Annotated in this window: 13 protein-coding genes and 1 pseudogene; 2 read left to right on the top strand and 12 right to left on the bottom strand. The window is 72.0% G+C overall.

Going from position 1 to position 13780, the window contains the following annotated elements; translation table 11 throughout:
- The 3 genes from ABFX54_RS07625 to ABFX54_RS07615 form a co-directional block, all read right to left on the bottom strand.
- Nucleotides 1–978: AfsR/SARP family transcriptional regulator (locus tag ABFX54_RS07625; protein WP_346102628.1), on the bottom strand; the 978-nt coding region annotated here is incomplete at its 3' end.
- Nucleotides 975–2864 carry a serine/threonine-protein kinase gene (locus ABFX54_RS07620; protein ID WP_346102627.1) on the bottom strand — a complete coding sequence of 630 codons (1890 nt, stop codon included), beginning with the start codon at nucleotides 2862–2864 and terminating at the stop codon, nucleotides 975–977. The genes ABFX54_RS07620 and ABFX54_RS07625, both read right to left, overlap by 4 nt.
- 39 nt (nucleotides 2865–2903) lie before the next feature.
- Nucleotides 2904–3872, bottom strand: coding sequence for a GlxA family transcriptional regulator (locus ABFX54_RS07615; RefSeq protein WP_346102625.1), 969 nt, complete (start codon nucleotides 3870–3872; stop codon nucleotides 2904–2906).
- A 99-nt stretch (nucleotides 3873–3971) separates the two neighbouring features.
- Between ABFX54_RS07615 and ABFX54_RS07610 the strand changes: the two genes are divergently transcribed.
- Nucleotides 3972–4382 carry a hypothetical protein gene (locus tag ABFX54_RS07610; RefSeq protein ID WP_346102623.1) on the top strand — a complete coding sequence of 137 codons (411 nt, stop codon included), beginning with the start codon at nucleotides 3972–3974 and terminating at the stop codon, nucleotides 4380–4382.
- Between the two features lie 52 nt (nucleotides 4383–4434).
- Here ABFX54_RS07610 and ABFX54_RS07605 read toward each other — a convergent pair whose 3' ends face one another.
- The gene (locus ABFX54_RS07605) at nucleotides 4435–5049 is read right to left on the bottom strand and encodes a hypothetical protein (RefSeq protein WP_346102621.1); all 615 of its coding nucleotides are present in this window, start codon (nucleotides 5047–5049) and stop codon (nucleotides 4435–4437) included.
- The gene (locus ABFX54_RS07600) at nucleotides 5046–5942 is read right to left on the bottom strand and encodes a hypothetical protein (RefSeq protein ID WP_346102619.1); all 897 of its coding nucleotides are present in this window, start codon (nucleotides 5940–5942) and stop codon (nucleotides 5046–5048) included. Before ABFX54_RS07600 ends, ABFX54_RS07605 begins: the two co-directional genes overlap by 4 nt.
- Before the next feature lie 285 nt (nucleotides 5943–6227).
- Between ABFX54_RS07600 and ABFX54_RS07595 the strand changes: the two genes are divergently transcribed.
- A complete protein-coding gene (locus ABFX54_RS07595) occupies nucleotides 6228–7154 on the top strand; it encodes an AfsR/SARP family transcriptional regulator (protein WP_346102618.1) in 927 nt (308 codons plus the stop codon).
- Nucleotides 7155–7322: 168 nt separating this feature from the next.
- On the opposite strand, the pseudogene ABFX54_RS56855 reads toward ABFX54_RS07595, so the two are convergent.
- The 7 genes and pseudogenes from ABFX54_RS56855 to ABFX54_RS07565 all read right to left on the bottom strand — a co-directional run.
- Nucleotides 7323–7862, bottom strand: a pseudogene (locus tag ABFX54_RS56855) (hypothetical protein); the annotation flags it as partial.
- Nucleotides 7863–8047: 185 nt separating this feature from the next.
- Nucleotides 8048–8911, bottom strand: a complete 864-nt coding sequence (locus ABFX54_RS07590) for a phytanoyl-CoA dioxygenase family protein (protein WP_346102616.1) — start codon at nucleotides 8909–8911, stop codon at nucleotides 8048–8050.
- Nucleotides 8908–9555: a TfuA-like protein gene (locus ABFX54_RS07585; RefSeq protein ID WP_346102614.1), complete on the bottom strand. Its 648-nt coding sequence runs from the start codon at nucleotides 9553–9555 to the stop codon at nucleotides 8908–8910. Before ABFX54_RS07585 ends, ABFX54_RS07590 begins: the two co-directional genes overlap by 4 nt.
- A 44-nt stretch (nucleotides 9556–9599) precedes the next feature.
- Entirely contained in the window at nucleotides 9600–10949 is a 1350-nt protein-coding gene (locus tag ABFX54_RS07580; RefSeq protein WP_346102612.1) for a YcaO-like family protein, read from the bottom strand.
- Nucleotides 10946–12166, bottom strand: coding sequence for a 50S ribosomal protein L11 methyltransferase (locus ABFX54_RS07575; protein ID WP_346102610.1), 1221 nt, complete (start codon nucleotides 12164–12166; stop codon nucleotides 10946–10948). The genes ABFX54_RS07580 and ABFX54_RS07575 overlap by 4 nt, the downstream gene beginning before the upstream one ends.
- The gene (locus ABFX54_RS07570; protein ID WP_346102608.1) at nucleotides 12163–12819 is read right to left on the bottom strand and encodes a flavoprotein; all 657 of its coding nucleotides are present in this window, start codon (nucleotides 12817–12819) and stop codon (nucleotides 12163–12165) included. The genes ABFX54_RS07575 and ABFX54_RS07570 overlap by 4 nt, the downstream gene beginning before the upstream one ends.
- On the bottom strand, nucleotides 12816–13778 hold the full coding sequence (locus ABFX54_RS07565) for a phosphotransferase family protein (RefSeq protein ID WP_346102634.1): 963 nt from the start codon (nucleotides 13776–13778) through the stop codon (nucleotides 12816–12818). Before ABFX54_RS07565 ends, ABFX54_RS07570 begins: the two co-directional genes overlap by 4 nt.
- Between the last annotated feature and the right edge of the window lie 2 nt (nucleotides 13779–13780).

Here is a 13780-nt window from a genome sequence, read left to right as displayed (position 1 = left end):
GGGCGGGCCGTGCAGGACCAGGTGCACGGGTGCGGCGGCCCGCTCCCCCGCCATCGCCGCGATCCACCCGAGCACCGGCTCCCGCCCGGCGAAGTCGGATATATCCGGCGGCAACTCATTGACCACCCCCTCCCGCCCCACACCTCGCGGCCCCCGCCCCACACCTGAACCACCCCAGGACCCCTGCTCCACTCCAGGACCGCCATCCCGGGCAGGACCTCCTCCCGGGCCGGGCAGGCCCGTGCCCGCGTCCGGGGCGTCGTTCAGCACGCGCTGGTGGGCGGCGACCAGCTCGGCGCCGGGCTCCAGGCCCAGCTCCTCCACCAGCGTCCGGCGCGCGTCCTGGTAGGCGGACAGCGCCTCCGACCTGCGCCCGGCCTGGTGCAGCGCCTCGATGAGGCGTACCCAGGCACGCTCACGCAGCGGATGCGCCCCGACCAGCGCCCGGAGCTCGCCGACCACCTCGGCGCCCCGGCCCAGCCGCAGGTCCAGCTCCACCCGCTCCTCCAGAGCGGTCAGACGCAACTCCTCCAGCGGTACGCCGTACGTCCGGCGCAGCACCGACGACTCCACGTCCGCCAACGCCTGCCCCCGCCACAACCCCAGAGCCGCCCCGAAGCCGCCGGCCGCCTGCGCCACCCGGCCCTCCGCCCGCGCCCGCCTGGCCTCGCCGACCATCCGCTCGAACCGGTGACAGTCCACGTCGTCCCGCTCCACGTCGAGCAGGTAACCGCCCGGCACGGTACGGATCCCGTCCACGACCTTGCGCAGGGCGCTCACGTACACGCGTAACACCGACTCCGCCGACGCCGGCGGCCGGTCGTCCCAGACCACGGACATCAGCCGATCAACCGGCACCTGCTCCCGTGCCGACAGCAGCAACGCGGCCAGCAGCGTCCGGTGCTTGGCGGGACCCGGAGCCTGACCCCCGTCGATCCGCAACGGCCCCAGCACCGCGAACCGCACCTGCGACCTCACGTGCCGGTCGCCGGTCTGACGGCGAAGGACTCGAACCGCACCTGTATGGCCTCAACACCGGCACCCACCCCCACCCCGGCCCCGGCCCCACCGGACCGCACGACACCAGGCCTCGTACCGCCGGATCCGATGCCGACGAACCGCGCGCCGGCAGACTTCGTGCCGCCGGGATGTGGGCTGCCCTGGACGCCTGAGCCGGTGGTGGTGGGCTGTTCGGGTGACGGGGCCGCGTAGACGCCTGTCTCGCCGGGGCCGTGGGGGTCGTCGGCGTCGGACGCCTCGCCGACCAGGGTCTCGTTCAGCCACATCCGCAGCGTCACCTTGCCCCCGCTCCGGCCGCACTCCGCCACCACGCGGTTGGTGGCCGTCTTCGGCGTGTTCGTGGGGCCGTACAGAACCTTCGCCTCGGCGCCCGAACGGCGCTTGACGATCGTGACCTTGCCCTCGCCGCTCACCCCGAACTCGTAGCGGTCGCCCGAGCCGGCCGCCCCGTGGCACCACACGCCGTACTCACCCGCGCCCTGCTCCAGGGTGGCCTTCGCGCTGACGATCACGCCGTTCACCGGCTCGCGCACGGGCGCCGACTTCCACAGGCGCCAGCCCGGCTTGACGGTGAGCCGGTAGCCGGAGCCGTCCAGGCGGGCGTCACCGCCCTCGGACGCGCCGGTGTCCCAGGACTCGAAGCCCGCCTCGTACGGCCAGGTCTGCCGGGTGAGGCCCGGCACGTTCACGGCGACGACGACGGCGGTGACCAGCAGCGCACTCGCCCCGACGGCCCACGGCGACCACCGCCTCCGCCGCCGCCCCGGCGCCTCGCCCACATCCCCACGACCGGCACCCGCCCCGCCGCCCTCAGCCCCGTCGAGCCGCCCGCTCCCCGCCCCGAGCACAGCGGTCCCGGCCCCAACAGACCCCGACCCGGCAGGCCCTGATCCGACGGGCCCAGACGCACCAGCCCCGGCCGCTCGCGGGTCGGCTGGCGGTCGCGGGCCGGCATGAGCATTCCCAGCCCCGGACGGTCCCGGGGCGGCCGGGGGACGGACGTCGGCTGTGATCGACTCCGTCCACGTGCGTTCCACCACCTCCGTCGCCGCCGCCAGCCGCGTCCCTCCCACCAGCTCTCCCAGCAACTGCTGCGCCGTAGGCCGGACCCGCGCGTCCTTGGCCAGGGTGCGTTCCACCACCCCCCGGATGCCGTCGTCCAGCCCGTCCAGTCGCGGATGCTCGTGCGCGATCCGGTACAGCACCTCCCCAGGCGCCCCGCCCCCGAACGGCAGCCGCCCGGTCCCGGCGTACGCGATCACCCCGCCCCACGCGAACACGTCGGCGGCGGGGGTGAGCGGGTCGCCGCGCACCTGCTCGGGCGCCATGAACGCGGGCGTCCCGAGGATGGCCTGGCTGGCCAGGCCATCCTGGTCGACGATCTGCGCGATGCCGAAGTCGATCACCCGGGGCCCGAGCGGCGAGAGCAGCACGTTGGAGGGCTTCAGGTCACGGTGGATCACCCCGGCCCCGTGGATGGCGCTCAGCGCGGTCGCGATGCCGACGGCCAGCGCCTCCAGGTTGCCGCCCGACAGGGGCCCCTGGTCGCGGACGGCCTGGGCCAGGTCGGGACCCTTGACGTACTCGGTGACCAGGTAGGCGACGCCCCCGTCGATCCCGGCGTCGAGCACCGGCGCGGTGCAGAACCTGGCCACCCGCTGGGCCGCCGCCACCTCCCGTTCGAAGCGCCGCCTGAACGCCGGGTCGCGGGCCAGCGCCGGGTGGATGAGCTTGACCGCGGCCAGGCCACCGGTGGGCGTGGCGGCGAGGTGCACCTCACCCATGCCGCCCTGGCCGAGCAGGCGCCGCAGCGCGTACCCGCCTATGACCCGGTCTCCGTTCATCGCAGACACATTAGCCAGATTCGAGGTGATGAGCCGGAATCATCCGACCGCGGGCGCCTGGGCCAGGCGGTAGCGGGAGGGCGGGATGCCGTACCGGTCGATGAACGCCTGCCGCAGCGTCTCCGCCGTGCCGAACCCGCAGCGCACCGCCACCGCCGCCATCGGCAGCGACGTGGAGGCGAGCAGGTGCGCGGCGGCCTCGGTACGGGCCTGCCTGACGTAGCGGCCCGGCGTCAGCCCGAGATGCTTGAGGAACAGCCGGGTCAGGTGCCGCTCGCTGACGCCCGCCTCGGCCGCCAGCGCGGGCGTGGTGAGGTCGTCGCGCAGGTGGGCGGAGATGTAGTCGATCGTCCGTTTGACCAGGCTGTTGGCCGGGGACGGCGCGTCGACGAACATGCTCATCTGCGCCTGGTTGCCGGGCCGCTGCAGGTAGGTGACCAGGTTGCGGGCGACGGTCCTGGCCAGTCCGGTGCCGTTGTCCTCCTCGACGAAGGCCAGGGTGAGATCGAGCGCGGCGGTGATGCCGGCCGAGGTGGCGACGTTGCCGTCCCTGATGAAGATCGGGTCGGGGTCGACGATCACGTTGGGGTAGCTGGCGGCCATCCGCTGCGCCTGGTCCCAGTGGGTGGTGGTGCGCCGCCCGTCGAGCAGCCCGGCCGCGGCCAGGACGAAGGAACCCGTGCAGACGGAGGCCACGCGCCGGCTCTCGCGGGCCAGCCGCCGCACGTGACCGACGATCAGCGGGTTGGCGGCGGCGTCCTCGTGGCCGATCCCGCCCGCCACCACGAGCGTGTCGAGCGGCCCTGTGACGCGTTCGAGGGCGAGCTGGGCGTGCAGGGTCAGCGCCGTCGCGGTGGTGACGGGGTGGCCGCCGGGGGTCGCCACACGGTATTCGTAGTAGGGCCGGGCGCCGTGCCAGTTGGCACTCTCCAGCGTCGTGCTGATGGAGGCGACCTCCAGTAACTCCGCCGCCTCATACGCCACCACCACGACCCGTCTCGGCTCCATGACCCCGACTGTAGGTCCGAAGGACGTGGATCCCAAGTTTCCGGACCTCCTCAGCCGCCTTCCTTGGCCTCCCCGGCGGGCTCCGGCCACAGTCGGAGCATGACGACGACGACCACCCCCAAGTCAGGCCGCCGCTGGGGCAGATTCGCCCTCCACTACGTCGAGATGATCATCGCGATGTTCGTCGGGATGTTCGCGCTCGGCATGCTCAGGTCCGCCGTCGGCCTCGGCGTCTCCCACGTCGAGCAGCCGGAGCTCTGGTACCTCGCGATGGCGTTCGACATGTCCGTGGGCATGGCCGCGTGGATGCGGTGGCGCGGGCACCGCTGGGCGCCGACGCTGGAGATGTGCGGGATCATGTTCGCGCCGATCGTGCCACTCTTCCCCATGCTGTGGCTGGGGATCATCGACGGCGGCGTCCTCATGACCGTCTCGCACGTGGCGATGTTCCCGCTCATGCTGGTGGCGATGCTGCGCCGCCTCGACGAGTACGCCGGCTGCGCCCACTGAGCGCCGCCGGCTCCCCCACCGAGTGCCCGCGAGTGCCCGCCGACCACGTACGTCAGCGACGCTCGGGCACCGGCTCGCGTGTCGTCCGCTTCCTGATGGCGCCCAGCGCGGCGTGCCGGTCCCGGATGTCGGAGATCAGCACGTGCGCGACCAGCATCAGCCCGAGACACAGGATGTCGGCCGCCCACCAGGGGATCTCGGCGAGCAGCAGGTACCCCTGGCCGTCGCTCAGCGACCTGATCACCACCGTGACCACCGCCACCACCAGAGTGACCAGCAGCCAGCTGCGCAGCCGGGGCAGGTTGCCGTTGTTCCACAGCCGGACCCGCCAGTTCATGAACACGGTCAGCACACCGAGCAGGGCGCAGAACCCGATCAGCCACCACGGCAGGGCGAAGGCGTTCTGCTCGGCGATCTGCTCGCGCGTGGTGCGCAGCTCGGTCTCGGCCTGACGCTGGGCCTGGACGGCGGCGTCGAGCTCCCGTTCGAGCTGCGCCACGGTCTTCTGCTCGCGGGCGGGCGGCGTGGCGTTCTCCGTGGGCAGCATGCGGGCCACCACGGTGAGCATGATCGCCACGAACGACAGCGCGAGCACGATGGCCATGAACAGGTCGATGAAGCGCAGGTCGAGCGGTGGTGCGAACGACCTGGGCGGCCGCCTCCTCACGGTTCCCTCACCAGCGTGTACTTCTGCGGCCGGGTCTCGGCGGCGCTCAGCCGCTCGACCGCCGTACGCAGCGCGTCCATGCCCTTGATCAGTTCCTCGGTGCCGCCCCTGGACAGCGCCAGCTCCTGGGTGAGCCCCTGCATGTTGCCCATCTCGCGGGCGAGCCCCTGGATGTGGGACAGCTCGCGCGTCAGCCCCTGCAGCGCGGGGCCGGTCTGCTTGGCGGGCAGGCGCGCGATGTAGATCAGGAAGACCTCGTCGGCCTCCACCACCGCGGCCCGCTCGGCCCGCTCGACCAGGGCCATCGCACCGAACGCGAGCACGCTCAGGAACAGCGCGATCATGGTGACGCCGAACGCGGACGCCAGCTCGGGCAGCACGTGCTGCTTGAGCGCCGTGATCAGCACGCCGGGGTCGCCGCGGCTGTCGAGAGCGTTGGAGAACGAGCTCACCATCGCGGCCATGGTCAGCGCGGTGCCGATGAACCCGAACACCGGCAGGGCCCAGATGAGCGCGTGGTCGAGATGATGCTTGTTGGTCATCTCGCTCTCGTCCAGCGCCGAGCGGGCGCTCAGCACGGACTCGCAGTCGTTCCCGGCCTCGGCCGCCTCCTTGAAGAGCTTGAGCCGCCGGGCCACCAGCGTGTCCTCGTTCGGCTTCACCGACCCGATGTTGGTCTTGGCCCGCTCGGTCGCCTCATCCTCCCGCCGGATGTCCGGTACGGCCCTCGCGATCCTGAGCACCGTGATCAGGAACACCGCGATGACGAGTGTGACCACGAGCTCCGCCGCCGCCGGGGCCGTGGTGGCGCCCACGAACTCCAGCAGCGCTTCGACCGCTCCCGCCACCATCAGGACGGCGGACACCAGCAGGCCCACCACCGGTGCGAACACCGAGTGACGCCAGTCGTACCTTGACACCCTTCAACCCCACTCCGCACACGACTTGTCAGGGGAACACCTAAGCACACGTACAGCAATATTTGGTTACGGAGTGGCAGTTCTGTGACCTATTGTCCCCCACCCGCCACACCCCTCGGCACCACAAGGTGTCCGGCAAGCGAACGCGCATGGGCGCTCTTCGGATAGTGCGCCCGGGTGGACGACCGTAGGCTCGCGGAAAACACCGGTGTGGGGGCGCATCGCGCATCCGCCGCGATCCCGGCCGGAGCAACGGGAATGCCGACAAAGACAGAGGTGTCTCCTGACGACGAAGGCTTCATCGATCGGATCTCCGCGCCGGCCCGCGACGCCTGCGCGTGTCGCACCGTGATCTTCACGATCCTGGGCCCCGTCGGCGTGCTGACCCAGCGGGAAGCCGCGCGGAAGACGGCAGAAGAGCAGCTTTCCGAGCATCGCGTACGCGGTCTGCTGGCCGCCCTGCTGCTGCGGCCCAACAGGTTCGTCGCCCACACCGCGCTGGCCGGACTGCTCTGGGACGAGCCGCCGGCCGGATACCGTTCCAACCTGCGCACGTACGCCTCCCGCCTGCGTCGTTGCCTCAGCGCGGTGGACCCGTCGCGGATCCGGCTGGAGTCGCGGAAAGGGAGCGGCGAGGGCGGAGGCGGCGCGTACCTCCTGCGCGTCGGGGAGATGGAGCTGGACGCCGACGTCTTCCTCCGGCTGATCGCCCGCGCGCAGACCATGCGGCGCGAGGACAACCCCGAGTCAGCCATCCACCTGCTGAAGCTGGCCCTGGAGCTCTGGCACGGCCCGGCCGGCGGTTGCGACATCGCCGGATCCGGCCGGCTGCTCGCCCAGCTCGACGCGTTCAACGACCTGCGGTTGATCACGCACGAGGATCTGATCGCGGTCCGGCTGCAGCGTGGGGAGCACCGGCTCGTCATTCCCGAGCTGAGGGCCCTGCTGGCCGACCACCCCTACCGGGAGGGCGCATGGGCGCAGTTGATCTACGCCTTCCACCGCTCCGGGGACGTCGAGAAGGCCCTGCGCACCTACCGTGAGCTGCGTGACATCCTGGCCAAGGAGCTGGGGGTGGAGCCGAGCGAGGAGCTGAACCGGCTGCACCGCGCCGTCCTGGACCGCGACGACGCCGGCGCGCGGAGGGTCATCTGGCCGAAGCGGGACTCTCTCACGGTGCGCTGACCGGTCGTGACCCGCCGGCGGCAGGGGAACCGATCCGCTGGACGCCGGTGCCCGATCATCGGCCGGTACGTCGGGAAACGCGGTCGTCCAGCCCGGCTCGATCGCCAGCCAGCTGTCGCGGACCGGCCCTCGACGGACGAACGCGTACGGCAGCCACCCGTAGCCGTCGTCGCCCCACCCCGGCCCCCAGCTGTTGCGCACCCGGAACGCGCCGGTGAGCCCGGGCCCGCACGGCCGGTGGTCGTCATAGCCGACGAGCAGCACCACGTGCGCACCGAGCAGCGCCTCCCCGGCACGCGGGACCGGAAGGATCCCGTCGGCGAACGACCTGGCCGTCGAGAGGTGCAGCGTGACCTCGAAGACGACGGGCACGCCCACCGCGAGCGGCTCCTTCAGCAGCGTGACGAGCCTTTCCCCCCGTACCGTGTCCCCCGCATCACCCCCGTCATCCGCGAGCCGCCGGAACTGCAGCCGCGGCGCGCTCGGCGGGTACGCCTCCTCGGGCGGGTCCTCGTTGAGCCGGCCCGGGTCCAAAGGCCAGCTCGCCTCGTCCGCCAAGCCGTGGCGCGCCCAGGCGGCAAGGCTGAAGAGGATGTGCGAGCCGTCTCGGTCGGGATCCCCGCCGAGCCCACGGGAGAGGCGGTAGTTGAAGAGCACCGAGGGCTCGAACTCGCGCCCCTCGGCCCGTCTGGCGTAGTAGGAGGCCATGGCGGTGACCACCGCGGAGGTGCACAACGGGTGTTCTCCCTGGTCGATGACGGCGGGGAACCATCGCTCGACGGGATCCGTCGCCGGTGGCAGCCCTGATCGCATCAGACCGCGCGCCGCCCACGGAGGCGCGAGCCCCGTCCTGGTGGTGCGGAAGCCGTCCTTGACCACGACCTGCCAGCCGGTCACCCGGCCCGCCCGGCGTGAGCTTCGCGCATGACCGCGACCAGCCGGGCGTCCCGCATCCTCACCGCGGCGCGAAAGCCGCGCAGCGCCTCAGGGGCGAAGTCCGCGGCAGGGCGCTGCTCGGGGACGTAGTACCCGTGACGGTCCTCGCCACGCACCAGCAGCGCGCTGTCGGCGCCGTGGACGGGCCGCACGGCGGGATCGATGTAGTCGACGGCGAAGCAGAGCCGCTCCGTCTCGCCCGTGCTGGGTCCCGAGCTGTGGACGGTGGCGGGGGTGTGCACGGCGCACTGCCCGGGTTCGAGGTCCACGCTCACCACGTCCTCCCGCGCGATCTCGTAGTCGGCCCGCTCGCCCTGGAGGAGATCGTTCATGGAGGAGCCGGTGAAGCCGTGCGGCACCAGCCCGCCCGCGTGCGATCCGCGGCAGTACACCATCGTGCCGTTCGCCCTGCTCGTAGGGGTGAGAGCGATCCAGACCCGGATCGCTCGGCCCTCGAAGCCCTCCCATCCGTAGTAGGGGGCGTCCTGGTGCCAGGCCAGGCGGGCAGGGCTGTGCTCGGGCCGCTCGAAGATGTTGGTGGACCACACCAGGAGATCGGGGCCGATCAGGCTCTCGGCGAGATCCACCGCCGCCTCGTGGTGCACCAGCGCGTCGGCCCATCGCGTGAGCAGGTGGATCTTGGGATAGTTCCAGCGCTGCCGCAGCAGCCCGCCGGCCCGCCGGGTGATCTCGCGATAGGTCCGCAGCGCGGTGGCGTACTCCCGCGCCTCCTCACGCTCCAGCAGGTCGACGGGGAAGAGGAATCCGTCGGCGCGAAAGCGGGCGAGCCGGTCGTGCCGCGTCGCGGGACGGTCGCTCATCCCAGGTACTCCCTGATCGCGCCGAGCAGCAGCCGGGCGTCGTCGGCCTTGGTGTCGGGCGCCCCGGCGGCGAAGAACCGGGTGAGCGCCTCGTGCTCGCCGGCGGGCAGAGCGGGCTCGACGACCCGCAACACGTTGCGCGCGGTGCGGTCGGGGAAGTACAGCTTCTTGGCCGCGTCGATGAAGACCGCTCCCGTCCCGGCCGTGACCAGCCCGCGTTCTACCGCCGCTTCGACCGCGAACCGAAGATTGATCATGGGATCGGACGCGGCCGCCCCGGTCTCCTCGTCGTAGACGATCGCCACCTCGTCGTCCGCGTCGACGGCCCCGGACGCGTACGCCTCGTAGATCCTGCCGATGCCGATCATGCCCCAGGGAGCGCACTCCACGGCGCGCAGGGCGCCCATGCTGGACGATCCATATACGCGTACGCCCTGGTCGACGGCGGAGAGAACCTCCTTCGGCGAGATCGACAGCGACGACAGGAACCGGCCGTCCACGATGCCGATCGCTTCGGGCGGCACAGGCCGGCTCAGCAGGGCGTCGATGTCGCCGCGCTGGATCGGCGGCAGGTACTCCGCGTCGAGCTCCTTCGCCGCGAGGGCCGGGCTCAGGCTCGGCCCGAGAAAGACCGCTGCGCGCATGGCATTCCTTTCTGCGGTGATGGCGGTCGTGGGGGTCATGGCGGTCAGCCCGCCTCGACGATGGACAGGCGGCGGTCGAGCTCGGCGGCCGTGCGGACGGCACGGTTCCACGCGGTGGCGGCCCGGCGGCCCAGCCTGCTGTGATCGACGCCCCAGGACTCCAGCCCGGGCACCAGCAGCCGGACCACGGAGACCGGGATCTGCGGCGGGGACAGGTCGACCACGATGGCCCGGGTCATCCCGATCGCCCGGAGGCGGTCGAGCATGAAGCGCACGTCGTCCATCACGTCCCCGTGCCGCCATGAGGAGATCTCCCGGGCGTCGAGGATCTTGTTCGCCGGCTTCCAGAGCCAGCCGTTCTCGTCCACGGTCGCCGACCGGTGCACGTGCAGCATGTGCTTGGGCACCTTCGTGCCCGGGAGGGAGATGTCCTCCCGCATGGCCTGGATGTCCACCGCGCGTCCCTGGGCGCACTCGCTGATCGCCCGCACGATCGCGACCTCGGCGTCAGGGTGGGTGCCGAAGCCGGCGTGGTTGTGCGCCGAGGTGGCCGTCAGCGCCTCGGTGGTCGCCGCCGCAAAGGTCGGCACGCCGATGTCGTTGGTCAGCTGGACGACCCGCATCTCCAGCCGCGCGTCGTGGACGCGGGCGACCAGTTCCTTGGCCCGCGGCGGCAGCGTGCCGATGTCCACGTGCGGGTGCTGCTCCCTGAGCCAGCCGGTGATCGCGGACGTGTGCCCCGCGCGGTCGTCCCCCTCCAGCACCCGGCCGAGCTTCGTGCTCAGCAACTCGGAGATGGTGATGGCGTCGCGCTCGATCACCTCGCACAGCGCGTGGCAGATCGCTTCCTCCAGGCTGTTGCCGGAGGCGAGCCCGTTGGTGGTGGTGATGCGGTAGCAGGGCGCCTCGTGGTACTTGGCCACGTAGCCGGCCGCGTCCTGGGGGACCAGGACCGGTTCGCCGGAGAGCAGGTCGTGGCCCTGCGCCCAGGAGATGGGCAGGTCGTCGGAGTAGTGCGGGGCCGGCTCCAGCAGGTATTCGGCGGGGTGCATCGCGCTGCGCCCCTCGGCGCGCAGCTCCCGGTACGAGGCGATGACGGCGGGCATGCGGGGCAGCCACGCGGAGAAGCGCTCCATGGCCTCCATCACGGCCGAGGTCTTGGCCTGCAACGGGGTCATGCCCTTGCCGTTGTAGACGGAGATGATGTCGTTGGAGCGCGGGGAGATCGCGTTGTAGACGGGGATGCCGATCCGGTCCAGCCAGGTGATGTCGGCGACCCGGGTGACGCCCGCCCGCAGGAGATGCGGCTCCACGCGCGACCAGGTCTCCTCGGCGGTGATCTCCCGGTGCACGCCGTGGCCGTTGACCTTGGGCACGTTGGTGCGCAGTTTCATGATTCCTCGTCTTTCTGGACGAGTTCGACCCGCGCCCGGCCGTCGCCCTCGTACCGGTAGCTCAGCGTGATCAGGTCTCCGGGCGCGACCTTGATCTCCTCGGGGAAGGCCCAGCCGGCGCAGTACCAGTGGCTCTTCTCGCCGCCGTCCCAGGGAGCCGTGGAGAGCACGGTGGTGGGACCGAGCCGCGCCTCGAAGTAGACGAGCGCGGTGTTGAACAGGCCCGCCCTGGTGACGGGCACGCTCACCTCGTTCTCGAAGTGCCGTACGTCCTGGTGCAGGTCGACCGTGAACAGGGGCACGGGATCCGAGAGCGGCTCCCAGTCCCGCACGTGCTCGGGGCGTTCGTAGAAGCCGGCCGAACGGGAGAGGTTGCCCTCCAGCATCGGCGAGAAGTCGATGCCGTAGCGGCTCTGCCAGCGCACGATGTGCGCGGGCAGGATCCGGTGCCGGGAGCGGAAGCCGTCCGGCATGTGGGCGAGGTAGATCTTGGCGCGCAGCGAGCCGGGGATCAGGCGGGCGTCGTCGGTGAGCAGGCGCCGCCGCGCGTCCTGGAGGTTCTCCCAGATGACCATGTCCAGGCCGTCGTTGCCGATGATGTCGGTGGTCAGGACGGTCGCCTTCTCGGGCAGTTCGGTGGTGGTGGACCAGCCGCGCACGATCGTGACCCGGTCGGCGAAGCCGTTGCGCTCGACCACGCGGGCGGCGATGTCGCCGGTGCGCGCGGGCTCGACGGCGTACACGTGCCTGGCGCCGGCGCGGGCCGCCGCGACGGCCAGGACACCGCAGCCGGTGCCGAGGTCGAGGACCACGTCGTCCGGCCCGACCACCTCGTCGATGGCCTTGAGGAACAGCGTCTTGCGGACCGGGTCGTCGAGCATCGTGATGTCCAGGTACGTCTGTCCGTACCCGCCGATGGGGAACATCAGCTCCGAGTGGCCCTCGGCCGGGTCGGGGGTGAGCAGTCCGGCCCTGGCCATGGTGGTGAGCGTCGTGAGCAGCTCGTCGACGGCGCGCCTGCCCTTGAGCCGCGGGCGAAGCCGCCGCAGGGCCTCGGCGACGGTCACGGGCTCGTAGAACACGTCGAGGAGAGACAGCGCGTGCGGGCCGAACTCCCAGATCCGCCGGTCGTGGTGGACCCGCACCCGATGGGAGCTCTCCACCTCGACCAGCAGTTCGGGGACACGACGCAGCGTCACGCCGGGCGTCAGGGTCAAAGCTTCCTCCTGTTCTCACTGCTTGCGGCCTCGGCCAGAGCGGCGATCAGCGGCGGCAGGTAGTCGCCCATCGAGCCCTTCTCGTCCGCGTCGGTGGCGAGCGAGTGACCCGTCCGCGGCTCCACCACTTCGAGGCCGTCGGCTCTGAGTTGCGCGATGTTGCGCCGCATGACCGGTTTGTTCCAGGTCGTCTCGCTGGTGGAGGGCACGACGACGGTGGGGCACGACACGGCCATGAGCGTGGAGCTGACGAGGTCGTCCGCGATGCCGTGGGCGAGCTTGCCGACCAGGTCCGCGGTGGCCGGCAGCACCAGGGCCACCTGCGCCCACCGGGCGACGGACACGTGGGAGCGATCCTCCAGGGGGAGGTCGTCCCAGTCGCACATCACCTCGCAGCCGACGACCCGCCGGAACGAGTCCTTGGTGACCAGCCGCAGCGCCATCGGCGTCAGCAACACCCTGATCCGTCCCAGCCCGAGCCGGCCCGTCAGCCAGAGCAGGATGTGCGGCACCGCCAGCGCCGCGACCGATCCGGAGACACAGACCAGCAGCCGCACCCCGCTCAGGTCGAGACGGCTCCCGGCGTCGGCCCCGGCGTCGGTCTCGGCGTCGGTCTCGGCGTCGGTCTCGGGCTCGGTCGAAGGCCGGGTCACGCCGTCACCGCCGTCGCGAACCGCCGCCAGTACGCCTCCAGCCGCGGCAGCGCCACGTCCGGGCCACCGTCCGGGCCACCCCCGGCGGCCTGACGCGCGGGCCGCCACAGCGTGCTCTGGGCGCAGTGCTCCAGCAGCCGATCGGCGACGAGACCCACCAGCCGATCGGCCTCGGGCACCGCGCCGTACCCGTCGAGGAACGCCATCGCCGCCGGGTCGTCCGCCAGCTCGACGAGCGCGGCCGCTTCGACCAGCTCGGCCAGGAAGAAGGCCAGATCACGCAGGGGGTCGCCGAGCCCCGCCTCCCGCCAGCCGAGCACCGCCGGCCGGTCGGTGTCGGCGCACACGCCTGTCGAGAACCGGCCGTGCACGACCACGGGGTCACCGGTGAACGGGGTGATACCCGCAGCGGCGCGGGCGAGCCGTCCACCCTTCAGCCGACGCCGTACGGCCTCGACCTCCCTGGCCGCCTGCGATCCCTCGGGCAGCCAGGCCGGGGCGGAGCGGCGCGGCAGGTCGGCCGGCGGCGCGGCGTGCAGCAGGGCGAGAAAACCGCCCAGTGCCCGGCAGACGCGTTCGAGGTCGCCGCGCCCGGCGCCGTACGCCCGGTCGCAGAGCAGCGCGGGGGTGGGCAGCGCAGGCCACGTGGCCAGGCCGGAGGCGGAGAGCGTGGGGACGGCGGCGAGCACGGCGGCGTCCTGGGGCAGCACGGCGCGCAGCGCGCCGAGCCCGCGCGCGTCCAGGTAACACGGGTTGCGCTGCTTGTCCTGTTCCGCCCAGCGGTAACCGGACGGGGTGCGCACGCAGACCCGGAGCACGAACGGCCCATCCATGCTCCGCACGAGACCTCCGACGGCCGGGGGCGTGCGACCGGTGCCACCGTGCACGAGACCTTCGACGGGCGTGCGGCCGGTGCCGCTTTCCGCGAGGTCGGCCGTCCGGCCGGCCGCCTCGGTCATCC

This window comes from Nonomuraea maheshkhaliensis (assembly GCF_039529435.1).
Classification (GTDB): domain Bacteria; phylum Actinomycetota; class Actinomycetes; order Streptosporangiales; family Streptosporangiaceae; genus Nonomuraea; species Nonomuraea maheshkhaliensis.
This window is presented reverse-complemented; position numbering and strand designations above follow the sequence as displayed.